The sequence below is a fragment of the Marinomonas profundi genome, assembly GCF_020694005.1.
Classification (GTDB): domain Bacteria; phylum Pseudomonadota; class Gammaproteobacteria; order Pseudomonadales; family Marinomonadaceae; genus Marinomonas; species Marinomonas profundi.
The window spans coordinates 2,442,391-2,465,430 of record NZ_CP073013.1 but is presented as its reverse complement, the minus strand read 5'-3'; the positions used below and the strand labels follow the sequence as shown (position 1 = coordinate 2,465,430).

The window sequence follows — 23,040 nt, the reverse complement described above, 5'->3', positions numbered from 1 at the left end:
TTACCTGCCTTTGCCTAATTCGTTTTTCACGACGTCGAACGCCATTTGTTTGACCCATTTCGCGTCATTGGAGAAGAATTCACGCGCGGGCAGTTTCACTTGCCAGCTTTGTTTCCCTTGTCGCTTGTTATTCAATTCGTACAACATGCCAAGCGCTTGCAGCTTGGTTAAATTTTCCATGATGTACTGACGGCTTATCTTTTTTCGCTTTCCGTCTCGTCTTCTCGATGTACTCCAACCCAAACGCAAAATAGCGTTTGCCTGCGCTTGTGTTGCTGGCTCACTTCGCCAATCCGACTTTTGTTGCTCACTCATCTTTTTGGCTTTAATGGTTTGCGTTTGGCCTTCTTGATGCGCTTTTGCCATCCTGCCCATTACGCTGTTTTTAAAACCAACCGTGACAGATAAACCGCGTGTCCGTTGTCGAATGTTTGAACCCTTCACAAAGCCGCTTAACATTTGGCCTTCTCTGGTTCGCGCTTTTCGTCGATCTTTAAAGCCTTCACCGTTTACGCTTCTTTGTTGCTTTACGTTTTTACGGGATTGCTTTTTTATCTCTCTGCCCATTTGCCCAAGTGCGCGCTTTCGTCTCTCCTTGGGCAACATGAATAGTTTTAACTCTGCATTCAGTGCCGTTTCACCGCGCCAGAAAGCACTTACACCGCTGGCGCTATTCATTCTTATCAACCAAATCAAATGATTCGGCTACGTCGTGTTCTGGCGTGTCTAATCGCCATTTTTTGCCAAAGTATTCAATGTCGCCGCTTTCGTCTTCCGTTATGTAAACGTCTTCTTCAAAGTTCAGTGATATTTCAATATCTGCCACTTCGTCATCCATAACATCGCAAGTAATTCTTGGCTCTCTGTCTTTCATGTCGCTTCGGTCATCGTTGTCCGCTAACCACGTGATCAAGCGCGCATGCAAGATCTCAAACGGGTATTTACAAAAGGCGTAATCTTCAATCGAATACACAGCCCTATAGCTCATCGTGCAAAGCAACACGCGGTTACCTTCCATTTTTCCGCGTAGTACCTGCTCTATCCCTTCTGCCCACGCTTCAAATTTATTTTTATGAAAGTAATCTGTGCTTTCTAAAAACGTGCGTAGTGCGGCAAGCTTTTTCATATGATCGACGCTCTAAATCCGTCGGCATAGTCACGACGGCCAGTGCCTAGCGCGCCGTTATCTGCGGCCACTTTTAGGATGCGCTTGCTTAACATGTCGATGCAGCTTTGCGCCTCGGCTTTCCATTCCGTGACAATGATTTCGTTACGTTCGCCCTGTATTTCTGCCGCTGCTTTGCGGTTGATGGTTTCGAAATACTTGATCAACCCAGACCGCGCCCAGTGCATGACTGCAGCTTGGTAAACTGCCACTAATTCTTCATCGAACGCGGCCAGTGTTTCCGCGACGATCACGCTTTGTAGGATCAACACATCGTCGGTCAATTCTTCGTTTACGTGACGCATGGCGCCCGTTAATTCGTAAATAAGCGGCGCTTCGTTGTATTCACCTGGCAAGCGGTAGTTTTCGATAAACGCTTGCAATTCAATATCAGGAAAGAACGGGCGCGTGTTTCTGATCACCGTTTCTGTTGTTGTGCTAGCGGTTATTTTGCCGTTTAAACTCACGCTGCTTACTCCTGATACTGTCTAATAAAAACACCGACCAAGCGGTTTTGGTGTTGAGCTGACAAGCAGCCAACCCGCCACCGCTGGCGATGTCTCGCGGGGAGCCCGTTACGATTCTTTTGTTTTGGCTAGTGTTGCCGTTAGCCGTTCAATGCTTTTTTTCACACCCGCACGCGGGTTTATTTCTATGGCCTTTTCGTAGGCTTTTAATGCCGCTTCGTTTTCTGCGATTGCGTCCAAATGCTTGCCATACATTGCGTACATTTTGCCGTGCACAATATCTGGCAATTGCCATTTGTCTGATTCAATCGCATGTATTACTTGCTCTAAATATGGCCCCGCGCTTTTGTTCGCTTTTAGCTGTGCCGCTGCCCAGTCGTACATTTGGTCACAGATAAAGGTTTCGATTTCCGATTTAAAACGCGTCGGCATGTTGTGAATTTTTTGCTTTGCAAGGTGCAATGCAAGCGGCAACGCGCGGGCAATATCGCCCAAGTCAAACAGCCAAATCATGACCCACACGGCCACGATGTTTGGGTATTTCGCGGCGCTGCTCACATAGCCATTAACAAAGTCGATTAGCTTCACAATGGCTTCGGCTTTGTAGGCTTTGCGGTCTTCGATGTCTTCCACGTTTAGCATTTCGTCAATGCTGTCCGCTAAAATCGCTTTGTGCGTTTCAAGCTCTGGATTGCCGATAAATTCGTTTTCGTCGCCAAGCTTTTCTTTGATTTTTTCAATGTCGCTTTCGACGTTATCCACGCGATAATCCAAATCGCTAACGTCACTTTTCACGCTGTCTAGGTCGTTGCTTAGTTCGTCAACCGTTCCAGCCAATTCATCAGTTTTTTCGCCTTGGCTTTCAACGTCGCTTTTTAGCTCATCAACCGAGCCTTCCACGTCGCCTACCTGGCTTTCCAAGTCGTCGATTTTTTCTGACTTTTTAGCCGGCGCCACCGTTTCCGCTTTATTTTGCTGTAACGTGGCACGAAATTTAGACACCGTTTTTTTCACTCCCTGCTTTACCGCAGGTTTGGCCGCTTCTTTTTGTGCGTTCTGCTTCGCCAATCTGGCAAGGCGGCGCTGCTGTATTAGGTTCATGCTTTCTTTCCACTCATATGGGTTTAATCAATGGCACTCGCGATTGAGCGAATGCCATTTGTTAAACCAACGGTTTAAGGCGTGACTGGCGGAACGTATTTCGTAATGCCTTTGATAATGCCGATTGCGTCGGTTTCTTCGACGATGTAATCGACGTTTTCAGAGTTGTAATCTTCCACGCGTGAACGTTTTGGCTCGTCTTTAATATGACGACGTAACGACCCTTCTTGCAGATAGATCGACAAGTTTTCTGGGTAGGTCACAATCACGGTTCCAGACGGGAAAAACGGTGGCGTAATCGCTTTTAGACCAGCAAAAATACCGGTTACGCGGTTATCATTGACCTGTGTTTTTTCCGTCGCTTTGTCACCATTTGCCGCCAAGCTTTCAAGGCGGTAATCGCTCATCAAGTCGGACGAAATGAACGCGACCAATTCGGAATCGTCGCGCAAATGTTCAGGGATCATTTGCTTGGCGCTTTCAACCACTACGTCTAAGTTGCGCATATCCGCATCGGCATGACCGAAGGTCAAACCTTCTTCGTCAATTTGTGCTGGCGCTTCTTCACGTACTTTCTGAATCCAGCCTTTGTTGACGTCTTCACCGTTCGGGTATGTCGCTTTGTTTGTTGTGGTCGCAATAGACACGCCGTGCCAACCGATGCGCACACGGTCATCCACCATGGCTTTACGATATAAAGCCGAATACAAATCACCGTATTGCTGTGGTGTACGGTTGCGCCACTGATCCAATTTTGCATAGTTGATATGCACATCGGTTTCGGTGAATTGGCATTCGTAACCTTTTGAATCTTCACTAACGACACTGGATGTTTGACGATCTGTGGTATTGGTGTTGGTACGCTTTGTGATTAAGCCCGCCACCATCAGGCCGACTTTCTCGCCTTTGATTTCGGTAACCACTGCAACATTGATCATGCCGAGGAACCACGCGCCATGCTCAACCGCTTTTTCATACAAGCGTTGCTGCACAGACGGCGTGACGTCGAATTGTTCGCCAAGCGCAGCACCCACCGACGCGTAAACATTATTTAAATACGCTTTTAGCTGTGTTCTGCCCTGTACTGATAACGATTTTGTAGCCATCTTCTTTTCCTATCTAAGATTCTTTTTTAAGCGGCTCCCCAGACGCTTTTCGTGTGACCTGGACCTAAACGATTTCGAAACTTGCTTCCGACTCGCCTTTGCTTTTTTGCGGTTGCTCGGTTTTGTCTTTCATCGCTTCGGTAAAGCTGTTTTGCAGCGTTTCGAAGTTTTCCGTTAGCGCCTTGAGCGTTTCCGCTTGTGTTGCGAACGCTTTCTTTTCGTTTTCAAGCGCGGTGATTTTTTCGGTTAGCTCGGTGATTTCTGCCGCGAATTCGCGAGGCGCTTCGTCGCCTTTTGGCTTATCTTCTGCCGTTAGTGCTTCGAGCTTGGTTTTAAAATCGGCTAATTCGTCTTGCAGCTTTTTAAACGCTGCTTTTTCTGCGTCTGTCATGGGTTCGTCATCCTGTGTTGGGGAGGTTTGCTTGCTAAAAAAACGTTGTAAAAAACCAGGGCGTTTCGTAACTTCCGCCGCCAATTCTTCGTCTGTTTGGGGTGCGTTAAAGTCCAGCTCTATGCCGTCTTCGTTCGCAAAAATTTGGGAGTGTTCGCCGTTTTGGCTAAAGGATAGCTGTTCCGTTCCAAGGCTGGCTGGCTCGTCTGTAATGGCTAGGTGCATCAAATAAGCTTTACCCGTCGCTGCGAAATCTTCAATCACGCGAATACTGGTAAAGAGTTTTTGACCCGCTTTATTCAGCGCAAGTAGCATTTTGTTTGCTTTAACTTGGACAAAAAGACATAGGCGCCCTTTTTTGTCTTTCTCTGCTTTTACAGCGGTGACTTGGCCGTAGTTGCCATACCAACCGTAATGGTCTTGAAAAATGCTGGCGGTGTATTCGTCCATGTCGTAAGTTTCGGCCATGTCTTTAATCCACTGCTCTTTGATCTCGCGACCATCGACAGTAGGACCAGACGTCGCCACTTTGAACCACTTTGATTTATCCGCCATTTCGCGCCCTTTTTCCCATTTCGCTAATTCGTTTAAACACTCGATAGGGCAAAGATAAGCGCCAAAACCCGACGGTTCCAGCGGTCAAAATCCAAGGAATTGCGATAAACGATTTATCACAACTCATTGTATTTACTGACGTTATTAGTTGGTTAATGGGCGGCTAATATGGCGGCATGGCACATTCCACAGATACGATTGAATACGCACGAAAGCTTTATATCCACGCGCACAAACCGTCGGAGATATCCGAACGTCTAAACGTTAGTGAAAGGACTATTTTTAATTGGATTGATAAATTCAATTGGAAAGAATTACTGGCTTACGACACACCCTCTATAGAAGTCAGCCGCCGCATTAACACGCTAACGAACCGCGAAAACAAGACGAAAGACGAAATTCAAGAGCTAAGAGCCTTATGCCAAATTTACGGCAGCATGGAACAGGATCTAGCCAAGGCCAAAAAGATCATGGCCGAAGCCAAAGCCATTGCCGATGGCAGACCGGAAGCGGTAGAAGGCGCCATCACTCGCGGCAATCGCCGCAGCAACAGCAAAAAGAAAGCCACGGCGAAAAACGACATTAGCAGTATTGATGTTGGCTTGTTTGATGAATGGGCTCATGAAAACCTATTTGAATACCAAAAGCTGTGGCGTGCCGTGGCGCACGATCCCGACCTATGCCGAAACCGTTTTATATTAAAAAGCCGCCAGATTGGCGCGACTTACTATTTTGCGTGGGAAGCGTTCGAAGACGCGGTGAAGAATGGCGAAAACCAAGTATTCCTATCCGCCTCTAAAGACCAGGCGCGCATTTTCAAAGGCTACATTCAAGCATTCGCCCGCAATACGTTTGATATTGAATTGAAAGGCCAAGATTCTATCGAGCTAACGAAAGACGGCAAATCATGGGCCACGCTGTATTTTCTCTCTACCAATTCCAGCACGGCGCAGGGCTACCACGGTCATTTGTATGTTGATGAGGTGTTTTGGATTCATGGCTACGCCAAGTTGCAAAAATTGGCGTCCGGGATGGCCGCGCATAAAAAATGGCGGCGTACTTATTTTTCTACGCCGTCCAGTTTGCAGCACCCGGCCTACGAACATTGGAGCGGCGCGAAATTCAATAAAAACCGATCCCGTAAAGTGGATATTGATTTATCCGACAAGTTGCTTAAAAAAGGCGCGCTTGGTGGCGACAAAATATGGCGCCACTTGGTCACCGTGGAAGACGCGGAAAAAGCCGGCTGCACGCTGTTTGATATTGACGAACTCAAAGCGGAATACAGCAAGGCCGACTACGAAAACCTATTTGGTTGCAAGTTTGTTGATGACAACGAAAGCGTATTTCCGTTTTCGACGTTACAAAAATGTATGGTCGACGCGTACAGCAAATGGACAGACGTGGATTTCGACAGCAATAAACCAAGCAGCACTCGCCCCGTGGCGATTGGTTACGATCCGTCGCGGATTCGAGACAACGCGGCCTTGGTGGTGTTGGAAATTCCGCGCACACTGGCGCAAAAGTGGCGCGTTATTGAAACACATCAATTCAAAGGCATTACGTCGGAATACCAAGCCGCGCGTATTGCCGAGATATACAAACGGTTCAACGTTAAATGGTGTGGCATTGATACCACGGGCATTGGTCACGATACCTTCCAATGTTGTTTGGATCTGGACCTAGATTTTGTGGTGCCCATTTATTATTCCGTTTCCGAAAAAACCGACTTGGTAACGCGAGCAAAACGCCTAATTGACGGCGGACGATTCGAATACGACATGGGCAATAAAGAGCTTTCGCAATCGTTGATGATGATTCACCAAATCACCACGCCGAATGGCTCTATCACCTACGGCGCGGCACGCAGTGGCGAAACAGGCCACGCGGATTTGGCGTGGGCAGCATTCCACGCGATGCAGGCGGAAAAACAATTCTTCGAATCGAAAAAAGCCGACGACACAGCAAACGACAAAGAAACACACATGGCAATGAGTCAATAAACAGGACAATGAATCATGACAACACAGAAACCGCGCCAACGAATAGACAGCTCATACACCAGCACATCAACGGGTGTGTTGATGCCAAAGCAGGAAGAAGTGCAACCGACGGCGTTTAGTTTCGGCGACCCTGAACCGGTGCTAGGTAGTCAGATAAGCGACTATTTAGGCGTGTTTGCGGATTCGAACGGCTATTGGTATGTGCCGCCCGTTAGCTTGGCAGGACTGGCAAAAACCATGTATGCCAACGGCACCCATGCCAGTGTTTTGGAATTCAAACAAAATCAGCTTTTGGCGAGCTGGCAAGATAACCCAATGATAGCCCGCCGCGAAGCCCGCGCCGCGTTTAAAGACTTCGAAGTTTTCGACAATGCCTACTTCTTGGCGATCCGCAATTGGCTAGGCGGCATTAATCGTTATGTTCGTTTGCCCGCGGTCAATATGCGCGTGGGCACGGAAGACAATTACTATTTACTGAACAGCGATGGAAGTTGGACGGAATACGACGCGGCCGACATTATTCATCTAAACGGCGGTGATATTCGCCAAGGTCTTTACGGCGTGCCCACTTATTTTTCGGGCATTCACAGCATTTTATTGGGCGAAGCGGCCACGCTTTTCCGTCGCAAGTATTATCAAAATGGCGCCCACACTGGGTATATTTTGGTAACATTTGATCTTGATAAAAACAAAGCCAATAACCTACAAGACGCGATTTCTCACTCAAAAGGCCCTGGCAATCATCGTTCGTTGTACCTAAACATGGCATCTACATTACAAGGCAAACCGGGCTACACCAAAGACCGCGTTCAAGTTATCCCCGTGGGGGATTTTGGCAACCGCGACGAATACGACAAGATCAAAGAAATCACACAGCAAGACATTTTGAATATGCACCGCGTGCCCGCTGGCTTGGCGTCTATCATGGCAAACAATGCCGCAGGTCATGGCGATCTAACAAACGTCCGTGAGGTGTATTACGACTGTGAAACCATCCCAAAACAAGCCATTTGGCAGGAACTAAACGACCAGTTACTAACGCGGGCGAAAATTGGCTTTAACGAGCCACGTTGGCTAACACAAGGCGCCACAGCATGAGCCTAAATTTTAATAAAAATCTGTTTAATGTGTTCGGATCGAGCAACGCATTCCAAAGCGCGACAATGAGCAAAGCCACGGCCACGAACAGCCAATGCGGCACGCTACGCACGCGACTGGAAAAATATTTACCCGTCGAAGGGGAGGTGATTATAGACCCCACATTGCCCGACGAAACGAAAGTAACGAACTGCCAAAACGCCCTATTAAACTATGGCACCGGCGCGAACACGCTAAACGCCCACGTACAAACGCGGCTTGATTCGCTGTTAGACGATATGCAAGTGTCGAGCGCGGTTAAGTCGGTTGATAGCTATATCAGTGATATGCCAGAAAGTTGTTACAACATCAATACGATAGCCGGCACCGCCGCTGGCGCCACGGATGATTTGCTGGCCGCATCCACGGGTATACTAAACGAACTAGACCAAGGCATTGCCGCGTTCGATGGCGGCACGATGGAAAAGGTGGATTTTGAAGACTTACTTGATAGAGTCAGCGCCGAGCTAGGCGGTAATTTAACAGCGATTTTAGGCATGATCAGCAACGAAGTCAGCATGGTGCAAAACATGTATGACACCCACATGCGCATGGCGAAATCGTTCAAGGTTTCCGCTTTGATAGACGACCCATGCGTTAGGCCGTTTTTGGTCAGATTGGCAGGACCAGAACTTAGTGCAGTGCTGGTGAGTGATTTTGGTGTGGATGATATACCGGACCTATAAAAAAGCCCTCGCGGGGAGGGCTTTGGATTCATCTATTAATTAGTCAATCCAGAAAGCGCTTTGAATGCCGCTAATAGTGCGGCTTCGCGGGTTCCTCCGTGGCTTGCGATCACGCTTTCAACAAATGATTTTTTGTCTTCAGCTGACTGTTCGCCATCAGTAAAACGAATAGCGCTAAATGTTGGCTTTCCCTTACGCTTCTCTTGCCGCTTTAGCTCTGCACGTTGCGCGGGTGTTAATGTGTTATCGTCTGTCATTTTATTCCCCTGTTGTCGCGTTTATCAATAATGGCGGCAACCATTTGTAAATGAATTTTCTGTCTTGCCCTGCTTTTGCGCCTGTCCAGTAGCCGTGCCAATGGGCGCGGCGTATGTGTGGCGCGGGGCCGTTTCTTGTTTCGCCAGTTGGTTCGCTGTAAATGGCTTTTAGCTGTTGAGCGACTTTCTCGCCCACTTTCCATACTTTCGGCTTTTTAGGCGGAAATAGCTTCCATTCGCCTTTTACTTTTTTGGCTTTTGGTCGCTGGGGTAACTCGTGCTCTATACGCGCAATGTCTGGCTCTTCACTGCATAGATAGAGCAACAGGCTAATGCAGTGGTGTGCGATTTTGCTTTGATGTTCCACCATTTGTTCAAATGGCCAGTCGTATTTATTGATATCGCCCTGTTTGGCCCCTTCGCTGATCGCTCGGTCTATGGCTTCGGTTACTGTGTGCTCACCCATGTGCAATATGATGGGGTATAGCGATTCCTCGCTGTCGATCAATAGGCGCAATTCTGAACGTTTGGTGTTGATGTCGAATTCTAGGTGGGCGAAAAAACCGTAAATATCGTCTAGCCCTGGCGTTTCGATGTACATGCCCCATTCTGGCAGGCGGTGCAAAACTTCAACGGGCAATTCCCCTTTTGCCGTTGTGCTGGATATGGCCTCATAAACAGCCGGTTCAAATTGATAAACGCCTTGCGTGTATCGCCACGCAATCAATGCGGACAATCGCGCAACATCGCCAATACGATTTGGCGGCATGGCGCCACCTTCGGACACGATGGCGTAGGTTGCAGCCATCGGAAGAAAGCACCAAGACGGCCAATCGGGCAGGTCTTTACCCTTACCTTGGCGAAATGTGTTTACCTGCTTCCAAGCGTTGGGGTATTTGGCTGAAATTTGGTTTAAGTGGTCAAGTGGGCGCATTGTTAACCCTCAATAGAGAGTGGTTTTATATTATTGAAATCACTTTCGCATTCTTTATAACTACTTCATCTTGGTCGTTGTGAGGCTCGTCAATATTTTGGGAGCCGCAAATTACTACTACTTGTCCTGAGTATGTGTTTTTAACCAGTTCAACCATCTTCAAAAAATGCTGTTCACTTTCAATTTCGCCAAACTCAACATCAAACCCAATTGCGCATGTGCCATCAATTTCATTTCCTGTGCTTACTCCGTCCTCCCAGTGGTAAGAGTTTGGAAGGATCGATCCAACTTCGGCAGTCTGGACACCTGTCATTGCTCTAATTCCAAAGCAATAACCATGATTTTCATAAGCCGCCTCGATTGAATTTTTAATGCTTTGCATGTCCATATTCTTCACCTATCTATTCGTGATTGGGTGGGGCCAATCCCTCACTCCATGTAAGTCATATTATTATGGGCGCGCCCATAAGTAAAGCATTAGATTGCATTTATTTTGAATTATTTCCCCGCGCTTACGTGTCAGTTTTTAAAAACGTGACGTGTCACGCTTTTGTAAATAACGTATATTCCCCATAACAATACGTTAAGGAGGATTTATGGATTACAGAGAAATACGCCAAGCAATGAAAGAAGCCGTTGATTTACGAACGGGGGAAGCGTTTGAAATCATTTATCATGGTGGTAGTTCGCCTGGCACTCGCCGCACCATCATGCCGCTTGCAGTCGATAATTATAAAGTCTATGCAAAGTGCTTTACTTCCGATTCAGAAAAGAGCTTTCGCTTTGATCTTATGGAACTCGCAGAAAACAGCGACGCCCCAGCGTGGCAATCATTTGATCAACAAAAAACCAACACACCACCGACCAAGAAAAAAACAGGTTTTCTTAACTCTGTAAAAGAAGCCAATAAAAAAACCAAAGAGCCCATGAGCAAAAAAGCCATTTTCTTTGTGTCTCTTTTTTTCGGGATTATTGGCGGTCTTTTCTTAGGTCCTATCGGTTTTTTAGTCATTTTTGCTTTATTCGTTTATGTCGGCATAGACAACAACAAAGGGCTTAAAAAGAAAAACGCAGCGTCTTACGAACAAAACAAAACCACTGTCTTTGCGCCGATCAGCATTAATGGTCAATCGGCGTCCGTAAAAAGCACATCGAACAGTACGCCTTACACCGAACAAAAATCGTATAAAAAAACCAACGCCGCTACCGTTCCAACCCCCACTACCAAAACAGAAGCGCGACAAATGGTTAAGGAACTTAACACCAAAGAGGAAGTAAAAGCCTTTATTGAATCCTGCGACGCGGCACAAGATGCTCTTTCCGACAATTACGACTTAACCGAAAAGCAGCTTGATAGACTGTCTGAAATACTTTTTGATGCCGTTGATCTAGCTGAACTCAAAACCATTACTTGGCAGTACGTTCCAGATATCAGCCCTCAAACCTCGCTTGATGATTTAAAAATGGCATTCAAGACCTTTTCAAATGACGAGTACAAGTCACTACCAACTAAATACAAGAAAGATAAAAGCGCCGAGTGGCTAGAGCTTACTGCAGACGACGAACCCGACATTGCCGAAGAGTTCTTAGACAACCTCATTGCCTACCGCGAAATAGTGGAATCACGTTTATCTGATGAAGATATGATTAAGGCTATAGACGACTATCTCAATGAACACCCTATATTCACCGAGGAACATTTCGGCGAGCTGGACGAAGACGCGCTATTAACGCACGGCCAAGAATGGTTCGCCGGAAAACTGGCACGTCTTGGATTACCCGCTGCATGGGAACTCTACGCCGAAGGCTACACCAGCATTGAAAAATGCCTAGAGATTGACCCGAATGAATTTGTAAAACGTCGCGGCATTGGGCCAAAGAAAAAACAAGAGCTAATAGAGTTTCAAGAAAAGCACAGATAAACCAAAACGCCCCATCATTGGGGCGTTTTACTTTGTACGATCGCACATAGTTGGTTTTATCTATACTGCAGGTACCACATAGTTAAATCCGTCTATGTGGTACCTTCGCATTTTAGTAGTTCGCTCAAGATGGCGATTCGTTCCATTTCTGGTAGGGCTTGGTATTTTTTCGCCCACCCTTCCGCTTTGCGTTTAATGCGCTGGCGATCTGTGAAGTTTTCCCCCGCGTAGGTTGACCAGTTCACTTTATCGATGTCAAAACTGAACCATAGCTTCTCGGTTCTAACGCCGCCGCGTGTCATGACTTGAAATTCGATGTTTCGCCAATCTAGGTTATTTTCATACAGCGCCGACGGGTAACCGGACACCATGACCATGGCGCCTTTTTGCTGGCACTGTTTTAACTGGTTCAATAATTTTATATGGTCGTCGTCGTTGTATTCGTGTTTGTAACGATTCCTAGATGTTCGCGTAGCGGCAACATAGGGCGGATCTGAATAGATCAATACGCGCGCCGCGCTGGCAAAGTCGAACGAGTCTAAAAATTCCACGGCGTCACCACAATGTAAATCAACGCCGTGGTATTCGTTTAGGTCGATGGCAGCTTGGTCAATGTCGATACCTATCGAACGCGCCACGCTTGGTTTGCGTAACATGATGGCCCCGCCGCCCAAGTGGGTTTCGATATAGGTATCATGCGGCGGCATGTTGGCAATAATAGCTTGGTATGCCCCGCTTGCCGCTTTTGATCCTAAATACCCCATGCTTTTCCCCTAGCTGCTCACATAGTCATTTTTATCTATGCTCGATCATAGCCGTTTTTGTCTATGGTGGCCAGCATAGATATTTTTAACTATGACGATCGCACATAGTTGAATCCATCTATAGATGTTTTGCGGTGATCGCCTGACTCAGATTGTCGTAAAGACAATGCACCGCGTCACAATTTGGATTAGTGCAATATGGGCAATTTGGATTAGTGACGCGTTCACGCGGCAATTCAAACGATTGCCGGTATTGCGCTTCAAAATCGGCTTTTACAGACTTTGCATTTAGCGCTCTTACTGCATCCCAATCAATCTTAAAATCATGATTAAAAAAGTGGCTTTTTGGCACTGTGATAGACTCCGCGACGCGCTCGCCTAGCAGGCGCTTGTTGTCGCATTCTAGGACGGACACCTTCAAAAGCAGGTCGTCAATCAGGTGTTTTGGCACCACGTAGCTCTCTACGATGCCATGACGGACGATTTGCAGCGTATCGGCACAATTTACCGCCGTGGCCAGCGTTCCATTGTCTACCTGCCCGAGGGTGATTTTTTGGGCGTGTTCTAGTGTGGTTTCTAGTTTATTAATCATTTTCTTGACCCTCCTATCATGACAAGTAATTTTTCTTCAATCTGTTCATTGGTTAGCTTTGGAATCTGGCTTTTTGTCCCTGCCGAGTATTCATAAACCCCGTCATCAGAAACAAAAATATGATCACTGCTTCCCGTTTCTGGATTACGAGATACGGCAAGCCCTAGCGGGTGCAATACTTCTTGATTGATTCGGGCCATCAAACCCAGTTCTGCTAATTGGTTCCAATTTATGGCTTTAACCTCATTCCCTGTTACCACGTCTTTTTTTCCGTTAGCCGCTAATGCTTTCATAATGTGTTCCCCGTTTGGTTCATTTTTAAAAACGTGACGTGTCACGCTGTGGTTTTACAATCTCAGTTTTCTTTCTTCTCGTGTGTAGAAACAGCCGCCGACGCCTTTTAGCTTTGGTATGCCTAGCCCGTTTTTACAACCCAATGGCAATGGCTCGCCGCAAAAGTCGCATGTGCCTAGATGTTTCTTTTCTTCGTCTGCCCGCTGTTTTTCGCGGCGTATCAGTGTGGCGATAAATTCCGCCGCGTCGTATGGCTCGGCACCGCCGCGATAGGCGCACAGCTCGGCCAGTGTTTCGGACTCAGCTTGTGATAATGGAACTCGGTATTCATGAATACCGAGTTCCGATTTTTTTTCAGCGTCCCGCGCTCGCTTGGCACGTTGGCGCTCTTTGTCCTGCTGGCGCTTCTTGTCGGCTTTGGCTTGGTCGTTCACGGCTTAACCCCTTTTGCTCTGTATAAACAAAATGGCTTCTTTACCTCTCACCACGCTTTTATCATTGCGCTGTACGTATGCGTCTTCACTAACACCGTGCCCACAACACGCATTCATAACCCCATCAAGCACACCCAAACACGCATCATGATCATCTTTTCTATTTTCCTTTTTACAGAAACCACACCGTCTTTCAGGATCGTTCGATACAGGCTTTTTGCTATCCACATAAACCCAAACACCACCTTCAAAAACAATACGATGTCCTCGCCACTTCGCCATTGCCGCCATGGTCACACCCCTTCTTTTTTCGCTATACCGTCTTGCTCGGTCCAATGCTCTATGTCGCATTGAGTTCCCAACTCTTCCGCGCTTCGCTTCCCCGCCACCAAGTCGTTAATGGTTTCGATACAGCCTTCACAACCGCAAAAATCACCGCCACATTCGCAAGCTTCTTCACCGTTATGTCTTTCATCAGTGAAATCTTTCACCTTCAAGCAGTCCTGACACAAAACCTTTTCTAGATCCCCGCACATGGTCACACCCCTTTGATGTTCAGTTGTTCTTGCTGTTCTAGAATTTTGCGGGCCATGCTGACCACGTCGGTTTGCGGTGGGTTGATGTAGTGTTTAAATTCCATACCAAAAACCGCGCGCGCGCCGCATCCGTCCTTCTCTACGCACTGCACATAGAGTTCTTTGTAAAACACGTCTTTTATGTCTTTTGCTAAATCATTACTGTTTGTGATTATCGCCTTACCTTTACACCGTGGACATTTAACCCGTACTGACATTTGCGCCACCTCCACCGCTTCCGGTTCGCTGATTTCCTAGGCCGAAACTCGGCCCCGTACAGTTATTGACACGAGTCCAAGGGACGACTTCGTCGTCCTCTAAAGATCCAGCCCCCTTGCGCTGTATCGTCCACTCGTAAATTCGGGTGATAACCACTTCAATTCCTCGCGCCACGCCTTTAACAGTTTTGACCATTTCGCCATATTGGTTTTGCTCTTCTTCGCTGTAATGGGTTTTTAGTGTTTGGTTACGGCCAGCAAATACGCCGCCCATCAATTTAACGAACGCCGCATAATCTGGACGGTTGGCCGCGTGGTAAATGTCTTTAAAAATAGCCGGCGCTTTATCTTTGCCGAGGCGTCGCAATTCACGCCACACGGTGACAGACGCCCCGCCCAAAAATTGAAATTGACGTATGCGATTCATGCGCGCCCAACCCACAATACGGTTCGCCGCGTCGGTTCCGCTGCGCCCTGTTTCGTGGTCTGTGTCTACGTGTTTACCGTGGATGTTTTTAGAAATGTATTTGACGATATATCCCACCGCCGAACCCTTGGCGGGATCAATCTTTTTGACTTTTACGCGGTATTTTTGAGCGCCCTTTTCGTTTCCATCTTCTTCCAATGCATAACGTGAAAAAGCACTTAAAAAGTCTTGTGAATGATCAGGATGAACCCATAGCATCAAATGCCAGTGCGGTGTGCCGTCGTGGTGCGGCTCTACCGTGCGCAAACCATAAAAATCAATCTCATTGCGCTTACACCAAGAACGAAATTTGGCCCATACGTTCAGCATGTATAAATGGGTTTCGCGCACACTTGGGCAATCTGCCCGCCAGAATTTACGGTTACGGCGACCATTCGAAATAGGATGATATTTAGACGGGGCGGTTAATGTTAAAAACCAACCGTCGTGCCCTTCTTCTTCGGATATTTCTTCCAAGCCTTTGGCACGCACGACCATTTCAGCAAAGCGATTATCTGAATTGGATACGCCTTTTTCTGACAATTCAGCCAGCGTGAAAGACTGCCCCAAATTGTTGACAGCCTCCCAGCCCTCCAAAAACGCCTTGTTATTCTCTTTCTGTTTTTCGGCTTTATTCAGCGCCCAGTTTGATAGATACGGTGATTTATAACGCTCCACTTGGCCGCACTCGCGCAACACTTGCTCAACGACAATCCACTGGCGTTTTGCTTGCCTAACCCACCACTCAGGTGTGATCATGCGTGCCGCCATGGCGGCTACTTTGTCCGTATCGTCCCAACAATCAAAATCAACACCTACGTCTTTTAAATTCGTTTCAATCCAACGGCGCATAGCGTCGCTGCCCTCCTCCATGAAGATGCGGTACAGATTCGATTCAAATTTATAGCGTCTTTCTTCCGCCCATTTATGCAGCTCCTCGCCGTCCAGCTCAGTAATAACCTTGTCACAAAAATGCAAACGCTTTACCACTTTACGCAACCACGCCATCGCTACTTCGTCGCTGTCTTCATCCGCCAACCGCGCGGCCTCTTTCGCGACAATAGGACGCATGATGGATATTTTGTTCAGCAGGGTGTGACGCTCAACAACAGAGCTAAGCCACGCATTCGCGACAATGTAACCGCCGCTCTGGTCCAACTCCTCAAGACGCGCCCGCAGAATAAGCACGTCCTCAGGGCTTACACCTTCTAGCTGTTTATTCCTCCACTCTTCACATTCATACGGCCACATAAAACCCGCTGGCGCGGGCGGTATTACGTCGTCCTCTTGCTCGTGGCTCCAATAACTAAGCATGCTCTACTTCCACCCCGTTCATACGACGAATACCTTTAACCGCCAATTCATAACCGCTATGCCCAGTAAACAGCCCCGCCACCCCGCGCAATAAATCCAGCTTTTCCGCCAACGCAATGGCCGCTTGATTACACGTCCATGATTGCGTCAAATACTGCCCAACCACGTCCGCCATCACGCCCTTTTCAGTCAATAAAAAACGGTTTAACTGACCGCGCACCGCGTAATTTGTCATCGCGCTTAACATATCCAGTTCCCACACACACAAGGGGAAACCTACTTGCGCCCCAATCTCACCAATGACGTAAGTGTCACTTTCCACACGATCCGTCTTAAACGTTGGCTGAGATTCCAACTTGTCGATAGTGAACAGCGGGGACCACACACAATAAAACGTCATGCCCGGAGCCTCGCCCCTGTCTATCTCATGACACACGAACATCTTTTGCCAATGCGCCGCGATCAGTCGCAACACGTTTAACTCCGTTCTCGTGAACGAAAATAAAATCGATTGGGGCGGTTGCAATTTGGTGGGCTGGGTTGTCATTTTTCAGTACCTCTAATGCTTTCTTTTCTTCTTTCCACGAACGCCATATTTTCTGGCGCACCTCTTGCGGCGGCATGATCCGCAGCATGGCTTTTAGCTGTTCGTATGACAGCTCAAGGGGTGTGATAATGTGCATGTGTCGTCCTCGCGATTCATGGCGTCTAATTCGTCGCCACTCACTAAGAATTCAGAATGGCCGCAATCAGGGCAAAACTGTTTTGGTTCAGAAAAACCGACCCAAAGCGAAAACCCTATCCACCCACCTAACTGGCTTTTGGTTCCCTTCCAACCACAATCGATGCAGTTATAAGGCATGGCCGCGTCTTTCTGGATGGCTTCGAATTGCTGTATTTGCGCTTCACGCGCTTGGTGATTTATTTTTGCTGACATCATAAAAACCCCACTTTGATTAACATGGTGATTTCCACCACGCTGCCGATGATGACCAACACAGCCGATGCAGCGGCCACAGCCATACGGCGGTTGTGTCTTTTCCTTGCTGTTTTTTTCGTGAAATCGAAATGCATAACTCACCCCTCGAATGGTCGGCCGTGGGCGATAACGGCTTGCTCGGTTACTTCTAATGACGTGATCGCCTCGCGGATTTCCTTCAATACCTTTGAACGTTCGCGCTCGGATAAATGGTTATCCGCTAATGCTTCTTGAACCGCGCCGAATACATCGCCAATTTCTTTACCTTGGTTGATCATGGCTTCCAGAATAGGCGGCGGCGCGTCTCTCAAAACACTAAGAACAAATTCGGCTTGCATGGCACGCAATACAACGTCGTTACCCGTTAGCACTTGGATAGCGTGCAACTCATGGACGGTTAATTTGTTGAACGTATTTTCAGGATTGACCTTGTTGGTCAGAACTTGGCGACCAATGCCCAACGCCTTTGATATTTCCGTGGTGCTCATTTCAGATTTATGAACAAGGTCGTGCATTGCTTGGTTTAAGTGGCTCACTTCATTTTCTCCCCAGTCAATGAAACGTATTTAAAATTACGCGGTTTGCTTATGCTTTGGCATATACAAAGAAGCATCGTATTTAAGAGCGCCATCAGTAAGGCGCTCTAGCTTCATGGCTTGAAGTTCTGGCACTCGATCAGGCCACGCTGAAACATATGAACGAGAAACGCCCAACTCGCGAGCGACTCGAGACTGACTACTACCGAAATATTCAATTACTGTTTGTTTAAGCATTTTGTTACCTCTAGTTTGTTCACTTTAGAGAACAGTAATCGTTCGATAAAAAAATGTCAACATATGTAAACTAGATATGTTCATTGTTTTTATTATTTAACAGGCATCAGACATGACACCAGGCGAGAGAATTCTAAGAAAACGAAAAGAGCAAAAGCTTTCTATAAGAGGCTTATGCAAACTATTAGGCGGGATATCACCTGCAACTATCTCAATGTGGGAACAAGACAGAAACAAACCAAATGGTGAAAACCTAAATAACTTAGCAAAGCTATTTAAAACAACGACCACTTGGATATTGACCGGAAAGGATTACACAGCGAACACACCGCTTACATCTAACGTCGCCGAAGCACCAGCCCAATACAACACAAAATCACTTCCCGTCCTTAGCCAAGTTCAAGCCGGAAATTGGGCAGAAGCCCTTGATTACAGGGCGCTTGGTAACGACATCGAATGGGAGGACGCACCATCAAGAGCAAGCGATAACTCTTTTTGGCTTCGTGTTGTTGGTGACAGCATGACGTCACCCATTGGACTAAGCATCCCAGAAGGCATGCTTATCTTGATTGATCCCGATATAGCACCGGAAAACGGAAAATTGATTGTTGCCAAACTAGATGGCACAGACGAAGCAACGTTTAAAAAACTGGTCATTGATGCGGGCATGAAGTTTTTAAAACCTCTCAACCCCACTTACCCAACAATTCCCATCAATGGAAACTGCCAAATTCTTGGCGTAGTAATAGAGGCAAAATTTAAACTTTAAAATCCTTTCTATATTTTTTGTTCTTATTTGTTGACAAGATTCTCTCACGCCTATAATGTTCTCTTTACCGAACAGAAAAAGACAACAGGGGACAACAAATGACAAACAAAACTATCTCAACACAACAACCACAAAACGAACTCATCAAAATTCAAGAAGTCATGGAGATCACGACTTTTTCCCGCAACACCATTTACAAGCTTATGGGCAATGGCGAGTTTCCACGCCTGTCAAAAGTAGGTCGTGGCTCTTACTGGAAACGCCGCGAAATAGAGCAATGGATTAACGACCTCACCCCCGCCACAGACGAACAAGTGCAAGAAGCCGCCGAACAAGCCGCAAAAGCCGCTCGAAAGAAAGTTCACTAAAAAAAGCAAAAAAAAAGGGCCGGTAGGAAATGCAACTTCCCAACCAGCCCGAGACAAACCAACCACCAACCTAAAGGAAATTAATTATGTCTAACGCAGATTATAACGTCATAAAGCGCACCACGTTAAGCGGTTTTGCAAATCTCTCACCAGATTTGCAAGGCCGATACCTGGCAACCTGCCCCGCGTGCGTAAAAACCGCGCTTCTTAAACTGACCAAATAGGAACCATCATGGCAACTAAGACAATCACTATTCAGACATTCACCAAAGACCAAAAAACCGGGGTGCACACTTCCAACACCACGGAAATCACAGGCCAAACGTTTACCAGTACCGTGGGCACGCTCACCCGTGAATTCATCATTCACAAGGACATCATAAAAACCCAAAAGCAATACGTCCTTAGCGACACTAAAACCGGTAACCGTGTTGGCTACCTTGAAGTCACCAACAAGAAAGCGGCCACGGTCGATCTAGCAAAACACGTACTTCAAGCACTAACAGAAAAATACGGCCCTGACCGACTCACCCAAGTTTTTCACAATGCTGATTTACAAGCGGGCCTTGAACCTCAAATTTAAACCACTAAAAAGGAAATGATTATGTCTCAACATCAAACCAATCAACCGTTAGCCAAAGGCCGCGTCGTTTACGCCGCAGATTACTATCCAACCCAAGAGCGCGACGCTCAGGGCAAACCAAAAATGAAAGCACGTTATGCGCCACTCGGCCGTGCGACTTTATGGCCAGCCGAGCAACAAGGGGAAATGCCACAGGTAAGCATTGAGCTAGACTCTTTGCCGATTGGTTCAAACGGCGCCATCAAAATGTCCGTGTTTTGGGACAACCCAAACCAGAACCAACAACCGGCACCGCAGCAACAGCAACATCAACAAGCGCCACAACCACAAAGTTACGGAAGCTGGGGCAACCCTCCACAACGCTAAATGTCAGACACAAAAAAGCCGCCAATCACGGCGGCTTTCTTTTAACAACGGGAGCAAAGAACATGAAACAGCAATTCACAACCATGAACCCAGAATTTCGCGCGGCGATTGAAGAACAACAACAGGCCTATGATGCCGCCGCAAGCAAAAGCCAAGCGGGTGAAGCCGAGTACAAAGACGCGATCTTACGCTTATTGAAGTTGGCACAAAGTGACAGCAGCGCCTCAGAAGTGGCCGCGCAAATCTTGCTGTCTACTTACAATAGCTACAACTGGCACGCGCCGCTGGCTTGGTTTTGCCACCTCGACGCCCTCAACTTTGACGCCGCCATTACCGTCATCAAAGGCCGCTGGTCACTGCACTGCGAACCACACAACGCCATCCAAAACGGTGACGCACTTTTCAAAGACCTTGTTAAACGCTGGCCGAATCTGCCAACGCAAGGTTAATGACATTTCTTTAAAATCAGGGGGGTAAATATTATGGCTACACAACACAGCGAATCGATAGCAGCACGTATAAAAGAAATGGAATTACGCCCAGAAAACGCGAACCGCGAATGGGTGTTTGGTTGGTTTACTACAGCAAAAAACAAACGCGATGCCGATTCAAAAGAAATCACTATCAAAGAAATGCAAATCGCATGGGCTTATTTTCGATCCTATTGCAAACGCAATGGCTTGGAAATTCAAGGTTATCGTCGGATCACTCTCAGCAAAAAACACGACCACCCAAAACTAGAAATAGGAATATTTGCGGCAAAAGAGTCGCTGGAAAGAATAAACGAAGCGCTTGCAGGACACTTCACAGATCATGGTTTCAAATCAGTCACCAAGAAAGCAAAAGAGCAATGCCACGTTGATCAATACATAGAAAAGTACTTTTCGAAGTCACATACGCCAGAACAGCAAGATCAATTACGAAATACAGTTGGCACACGCCCAACAGTTTTCATAAACCCACCAATACAACTTAAGCAATCACTTCTTATGATGCAGTGATTACCAAAAAAAGCACCTTCAAGGTGCTTTTTTTTCGAATTGGTAAAACCTTACGCACCGCTCCCAAGACTCCTTATCCCATCCCTCGTCATCATCATCTTCCGGCGCGTCTTTGTTTTTTTCATCAACAAAAAACACCTGATAATTTAAAACCACCTCTTCACCGTTTGCACTTATAGCGAATTCAGTTTCAAACACATCCAGAATATAAATATCAGCCCTTTTAGGCGATACATAGACCTCACCAGCACTCGGCTTTACTACATCCGTCATCATTTTTCCCTAAACGTTGTTAATCAAACACCCAAACCTACCAGAAAACCAGACCAATACTCCATCATTTCCCGACGCTCTGCCATGTATTCGCCATGGTTGTAGGCGCGGCGCTGGCCTTTTCGCTCGACGTGTGAAAGCTGTCTTTCTATTGCGTCTTCTCGATAACCCATTTCATTTAGCATAGTGGACGCGGTGCTTCTAAATCCGTGGCCGCTGAAATCCCCTTTAAAGCCTAGCCGCTCAATGACTCGATTTATTGTTGTGTTACTCATGGATCGTGACGAGTCACGCACATTGGGAAACATCAATTCATGACCGCCGGTGTATTTTCTTAGCTCGTCGATTAACTCTAATGACCTAGCTGTTAATGGCACTATTTGCTTTTCTCGCTTTTTCATAATGTGCTCAGGAAATACCACGGCATCACCCTGAATAAACGACCATTGCATGCATCTAAGCTCTTTTGTCCGCATAAAAGTATGCGCCAACAATTTCACCGCAATGATGGTGGCGGGAAAGCCGTTATAAACGGCCAAGTTTTTAAACAACGTAATAATTTGATCTTTCTCAAGCGCTGGCGCGTGCCGGACTTTTGGCCGAGTAATAACACCCGCTAAAAATACGGTAGGATCTGCCTCAACCATTAACCTGGCACCAGCATATCGAAACACCTGCCCCATAAACAAACGCGCCAATATTGCCATGGTGGGCGCGCCTCTTTTTTCCATGCTTTCTATTATCTTCAGTAGGTACGGGGCGGTAATTCGAGAGATTGGCATATCACCAATAATGGGGTAAACGTCGTTTTCCATGACCGAGCCATATTGCCATGCATAGTGATCACTCCAACCGTCTTTTTTCTTTGAATAATACTGTTCGCTCACAGCGTAAAAAGTGCTTGAATCCTCGCTCTTTTTTCGCATTTCATCGGCTTTTTTCTCTATGTTTGGATCCAAACCAAGCGAAATCTGTTCGGCGGCTTTGTCTCGCTCGCGCCGAGCGTGGTAAAGACTTACCATTGGATATTCGCCAATTGTAAAGAAACTGTCTTTTCCATTTATTTTATACCGCATCCTCCAGAACTTTTTACCAGTTGCCATGACTTGCAGATACAAGCGGTCACCATCCAACACCTTGTACGGTTTACTCTTTGGTTTTAGCGACTTTATTTTTAAATCAGTGAGCATATAGGGGTAACGTCCTGTGTTTTAACTTTACCCCCGATATTACCCCTACCCCCGCCCGCTTTCCACAAACAATAGAAAACAAACAGAAACGAAAAAGCCTATATAGATCAAGGGGTGTAAAACAAACAGGAACGGAAGGAAACTACAAGATATGGTAATGCTGTTTATCGATCATTAACAGCATATTGAGTTTAATCTATTGATTTCATTTGATTTCTTAGAAAAATTTAAGCATTGCTCTTTACCCGCCCTTTTTTAGAAGCCAGTAATCAGCACAGCTAAAAAAATAAGGCGGGTAGATTCTATCAAAACCTACGCGCCTTAGCTCATGTAAAAAACAGAATTGATTTATTGTTA

Annotated in this window: 35 protein-coding genes; 10 read left to right on the top strand and 25 right to left on the bottom strand. The window is 46.7% G+C overall.

All coding sequences use genetic code 11. The annotated features are described in order from the left end of the window. The 6 genes from J8N69_RS11570 to J8N69_RS11545 all read right to left on the bottom strand — a co-directional run bounded on the left by J8N69_RS11570 (position 1) and on the right by J8N69_RS11545 (position 4,785). Positions 1 to 678, bottom strand: coding sequence for a hypothetical protein (locus tag J8N69_RS11570; RefSeq protein ID WP_168824528.1), 678 nt, complete (start codon positions 676 to 678; stop codon positions 1 to 3). Beyond that, the gene (locus J8N69_RS11565; RefSeq protein ID WP_168824530.1) at positions 671 to 1,126 is read right to left on the bottom strand and encodes a phage tail protein; all 456 of its coding nucleotides are present in this window, start codon (positions 1,124 to 1,126) and stop codon (positions 671 to 673) included. The genes J8N69_RS11570 and J8N69_RS11565 overlap by 8 nt, the downstream gene beginning before the upstream one ends. Then, positions 1,123 to 1,632: a head completion/stabilization protein gene (locus J8N69_RS11560; RefSeq protein WP_168824532.1), complete on the bottom strand. Its 510-nt coding sequence runs from the start codon at positions 1,630 to 1,632 to the stop codon at positions 1,123 to 1,125. The genes J8N69_RS11565 and J8N69_RS11560 overlap by 4 nt, the downstream gene beginning before the upstream one ends. Positions 1,633 to 1,740: 108 nt before the next feature. Next, positions 1,741 to 2,733, bottom strand: coding sequence for a phage terminase small subunit (gene gpM / locus J8N69_RS11555; protein ID WP_168824534.1), 993 nt, complete (start codon positions 2,731 to 2,733; stop codon positions 1,741 to 1,743). A gap of 74 nt (positions 2,734 to 2,807) precedes the next feature. Continuing rightward, the gene (locus J8N69_RS11550; protein ID WP_168824536.1) at positions 2,808 to 3,839 is read right to left on the bottom strand and encodes a phage major capsid protein, P2 family; all 1,032 of its coding nucleotides are present in this window, start codon (positions 3,837 to 3,839) and stop codon (positions 2,808 to 2,810) included. A 64-nt stretch (positions 3,840 to 3,903) separates the two neighbouring features. Next, positions 3,904 to 4,785, bottom strand: a complete 882-nt coding sequence (locus J8N69_RS11545) for a GPO family capsid scaffolding protein (protein ID WP_168824538.1) — start codon at positions 4,783 to 4,785, stop codon at positions 3,904 to 3,906. Between the two features lie 176 nt (positions 4,786 to 4,961). On the opposite strand from J8N69_RS11545, the gene J8N69_RS11540 reads away from it, so the two are divergent. From J8N69_RS11540 to J8N69_RS11530, 3 genes are read left to right on the top strand one after another with little or no spacing between them, the layout of a single operon-like run. Further along, entirely contained in the window at positions 4,962 to 6,788 is a 1,827-nt protein-coding gene (locus J8N69_RS11540; RefSeq protein WP_168824540.1) for a terminase large subunit domain-containing protein, read from the top strand. Positions 6,789 to 6,803: 15 nt separating this feature from the next. Further along, positions 6,804 to 7,886: a phage portal protein gene (locus J8N69_RS11535; protein ID WP_168824542.1), complete on the top strand. Its 1,083-nt coding sequence runs from the start codon at positions 6,804 to 6,806 to the stop codon at positions 7,884 to 7,886. Beyond that, entirely contained in the window at positions 7,883 to 8,611 is a 729-nt protein-coding gene (locus J8N69_RS11530; protein WP_168824544.1) for a DUF7217 family protein, read from the top strand. Before J8N69_RS11535 ends, J8N69_RS11530 begins: the two co-directional genes overlap by 4 nt. Positions 8,612 to 8,646: 35 nt before the next feature. Here the strand turns inward: J8N69_RS11530 and J8N69_RS11525 are convergent, their stop codons facing one another. The 3 genes from J8N69_RS11525 to J8N69_RS11515 are packed head-to-tail and all read right to left on the bottom strand — an operon-like array spanning position 8,647 to position 10,190. Beyond that, positions 8,647 to 8,868 (bottom strand): hypothetical protein, encoded by a 222-nt coding sequence (locus J8N69_RS11525; RefSeq protein ID WP_168824545.1) that lies wholly within the window; start codon positions 8,866 to 8,868, stop codon positions 8,647 to 8,649. A 1-nt stretch (position 8,869) separates the two neighbouring features. Further along, positions 8,870 to 9,802 (bottom strand): AcrVA2 family anti-CRISPR protein, encoded by a 933-nt coding sequence (locus J8N69_RS11520; protein ID WP_168824546.1) that lies wholly within the window; start codon positions 9,800 to 9,802, stop codon positions 8,870 to 8,872. A 25-nt stretch (positions 9,803 to 9,827) separates the two neighbouring features. Next, on the bottom strand, positions 9,828 to 10,190 hold the full coding sequence (locus tag J8N69_RS11515; protein ID WP_168824547.1) for a hypothetical protein: 363 nt from the start codon (positions 10,188 to 10,190) through the stop codon (positions 9,828 to 9,830). A 208-nt stretch (positions 10,191 to 10,398) separates the two neighbouring features. Here J8N69_RS11515 and J8N69_RS11510 point away from each other — a divergent pair, with 208 nt between their 5' ends. Then, the gene (locus J8N69_RS11510) at positions 10,399 to 11,724 is read left to right on the top strand and encodes a hypothetical protein (RefSeq protein ID WP_168824548.1); all 1,326 of its coding nucleotides are present in this window, start codon (positions 10,399 to 10,401) and stop codon (positions 11,722 to 11,724) included. A gap of 92 nt (positions 11,725 to 11,816) precedes the next feature. Here J8N69_RS11510 and J8N69_RS11505 read toward each other — a convergent pair whose 3' ends face one another. The 14 genes from J8N69_RS11505 to J8N69_RS11440 all read right to left on the bottom strand — a co-directional run bounded on the left by J8N69_RS11505 (position 11,817) and on the right by J8N69_RS11440 (position 18,133). Next, a complete protein-coding gene (locus J8N69_RS11505; protein WP_168824549.1) occupies positions 11,817 to 12,488 on the bottom strand; it encodes a DNA adenine methylase in 672 nt (223 codons plus the stop codon). Positions 12,489 to 12,606: 118 nt separating this feature from the next. After that, entirely contained in the window at positions 12,607 to 13,080 is a 474-nt protein-coding gene (locus J8N69_RS11500) for a hypothetical protein (protein ID WP_168824550.1), read from the bottom strand. Continuing rightward, a complete protein-coding gene (locus J8N69_RS11495; RefSeq protein ID WP_198432067.1) occupies positions 13,077 to 13,373 on the bottom strand; it encodes a DUF7415 domain-containing protein in 297 nt (98 codons plus the stop codon). The genes J8N69_RS11500 and J8N69_RS11495 overlap by 4 nt, the downstream gene beginning before the upstream one ends. Before the next feature lie 54 nt (positions 13,374 to 13,427). Next, a complete protein-coding gene (locus J8N69_RS11490) occupies positions 13,428 to 13,808 on the bottom strand; it encodes a hypothetical protein (RefSeq protein ID WP_168824551.1) in 381 nt (126 codons plus the stop codon). A gap of 3 nt (positions 13,809 to 13,811) precedes the next feature. After that, positions 13,812 to 14,099 carry a hypothetical protein gene (locus tag J8N69_RS11485; protein ID WP_168824552.1) on the bottom strand — a complete coding sequence of 96 codons (288 nt, stop codon included), beginning with the start codon at positions 14,097 to 14,099 and terminating at the stop codon, positions 13,812 to 13,814. 2 nt (positions 14,100 to 14,101) lie between these two features. Then, positions 14,102 to 14,299, bottom strand: coding sequence for a hypothetical protein (locus J8N69_RS11480; RefSeq protein WP_168824553.1), 198 nt, complete (start codon positions 14,297 to 14,299; stop codon positions 14,102 to 14,104). A gap of 47 nt (positions 14,300 to 14,346) precedes the next feature. After that, entirely contained in the window at positions 14,347 to 14,601 is a 255-nt protein-coding gene (locus J8N69_RS17130; protein WP_100186866.1) for an ogr/Delta-like zinc finger family protein, read from the bottom strand. After that, positions 14,585 to 16,381, bottom strand: coding sequence for a replication endonuclease (locus tag J8N69_RS11470; protein ID WP_168824555.1), 1,797 nt, complete (start codon positions 16,379 to 16,381; stop codon positions 14,585 to 14,587). Before J8N69_RS11470 ends, J8N69_RS17130 begins: the two co-directional genes overlap by 17 nt. Further along, positions 16,374 to 16,781 carry a hypothetical protein gene (locus tag J8N69_RS11465; protein ID WP_168824557.1) on the bottom strand — a complete coding sequence of 136 codons (408 nt, stop codon included), beginning with the start codon at positions 16,779 to 16,781 and terminating at the stop codon, positions 16,374 to 16,376. Before J8N69_RS11465 ends, J8N69_RS11470 begins: the two co-directional genes overlap by 8 nt. Before the next feature lie 25 nt (positions 16,782 to 16,806). Beyond that, complete coding sequence (locus tag J8N69_RS11460; protein WP_168824559.1) at positions 16,807 to 17,064, bottom strand: hypothetical protein; 258 nt, start codon at positions 17,062 to 17,064, stop codon at positions 16,807 to 16,809. Beyond that, positions 17,022 to 17,321: a hypothetical protein gene (locus J8N69_RS11455; RefSeq protein WP_168824561.1), complete on the bottom strand. Its 300-nt coding sequence runs from the start codon at positions 17,319 to 17,321 to the stop codon at positions 17,022 to 17,024. The genes J8N69_RS11460 and J8N69_RS11455 overlap by 43 nt, the downstream gene beginning before the upstream one ends. After that, positions 17,318 to 17,455 (bottom strand): hypothetical protein, encoded by a 138-nt coding sequence (locus J8N69_RS11450; protein WP_168824563.1) that lies wholly within the window; start codon positions 17,453 to 17,455, stop codon positions 17,318 to 17,320. The genes J8N69_RS11455 and J8N69_RS11450 overlap by 4 nt, the downstream gene beginning before the upstream one ends. Positions 17,456 to 17,458: 3 nt before the next feature. Then, complete coding sequence (locus tag J8N69_RS11445; RefSeq protein WP_168824565.1) at positions 17,459 to 17,896, bottom strand: phage regulatory CII family protein; 438 nt, start codon at positions 17,894 to 17,896, stop codon at positions 17,459 to 17,461. Positions 17,897 to 17,932: 36 nt separating this feature from the next. After that, positions 17,933 to 18,133 (bottom strand): Cro/CI family transcriptional regulator, encoded by a 201-nt coding sequence (locus J8N69_RS11440; RefSeq protein WP_168824567.1) that lies wholly within the window; start codon positions 18,131 to 18,133, stop codon positions 17,933 to 17,935. A gap of 112 nt (positions 18,134 to 18,245) precedes the next feature. On the opposite strand from J8N69_RS11440, the gene J8N69_RS11435 reads away from it, so the two are divergent. From J8N69_RS11435 to J8N69_RS11410, 6 genes are all read left to right on the top strand, one after another. Then, the gene (locus J8N69_RS11435; RefSeq protein WP_168824569.1) at positions 18,246 to 18,902 is read left to right on the top strand and encodes a LexA family protein; all 657 of its coding nucleotides are present in this window, start codon (positions 18,246 to 18,248) and stop codon (positions 18,900 to 18,902) included. A 98-nt stretch (positions 18,903 to 19,000) separates the two neighbouring features. Beyond that, positions 19,001 to 19,270 (top strand): helix-turn-helix transcriptional regulator, encoded by a 270-nt coding sequence (locus tag J8N69_RS11430; RefSeq protein WP_168824571.1) that lies wholly within the window; start codon positions 19,001 to 19,003, stop codon positions 19,268 to 19,270. Positions 19,271 to 19,502: 232 nt separating this feature from the next. Beyond that, on the top strand, positions 19,503 to 19,853 hold the full coding sequence (locus J8N69_RS11425) for a hypothetical protein (RefSeq protein WP_168824573.1): 351 nt from the start codon (positions 19,503 to 19,505) through the stop codon (positions 19,851 to 19,853). 21 nt (positions 19,854 to 19,874) lie between these two features. Further along, positions 19,875 to 20,219 (top strand): hypothetical protein, encoded by a 345-nt coding sequence (locus tag J8N69_RS11420; RefSeq protein ID WP_211084965.1) that lies wholly within the window; start codon positions 19,875 to 19,877, stop codon positions 20,217 to 20,219. Positions 20,220 to 20,281: 62 nt separating this feature from the next. Next, the gene (locus tag J8N69_RS11415) at positions 20,282 to 20,668 is read left to right on the top strand and encodes a DUF7673 family protein (protein WP_168824574.1); all 387 of its coding nucleotides are present in this window, start codon (positions 20,282 to 20,284) and stop codon (positions 20,666 to 20,668) included. 33 nt (positions 20,669 to 20,701) lie between these two features. Continuing rightward, on the top strand, positions 20,702 to 21,220 hold the full coding sequence (locus tag J8N69_RS11410) for a hypothetical protein (protein ID WP_168824575.1): 519 nt from the start codon (positions 20,702 to 20,704) through the stop codon (positions 21,218 to 21,220). 18 nt (positions 21,221 to 21,238) lie between these two features. Here J8N69_RS11410 and J8N69_RS11405 read toward each other — a convergent pair whose 3' ends face one another. Both J8N69_RS11405 and J8N69_RS11400 read right to left on the bottom strand, forming a co-directional pair. After that, positions 21,239 to 21,493 (bottom strand): hypothetical protein, encoded by a 255-nt coding sequence (locus J8N69_RS11405; RefSeq protein ID WP_168824576.1) that lies wholly within the window; start codon positions 21,491 to 21,493, stop codon positions 21,239 to 21,241. A 23-nt stretch (positions 21,494 to 21,516) separates the two neighbouring features. Beyond that, the gene (locus J8N69_RS11400) at positions 21,517 to 22,683 is read right to left on the bottom strand and encodes a tyrosine-type recombinase/integrase (RefSeq protein ID WP_168824577.1); all 1,167 of its coding nucleotides are present in this window, start codon (positions 22,681 to 22,683) and stop codon (positions 21,517 to 21,519) included. Positions 22,684 to 23,040: the final 357 nt, after the last annotated feature.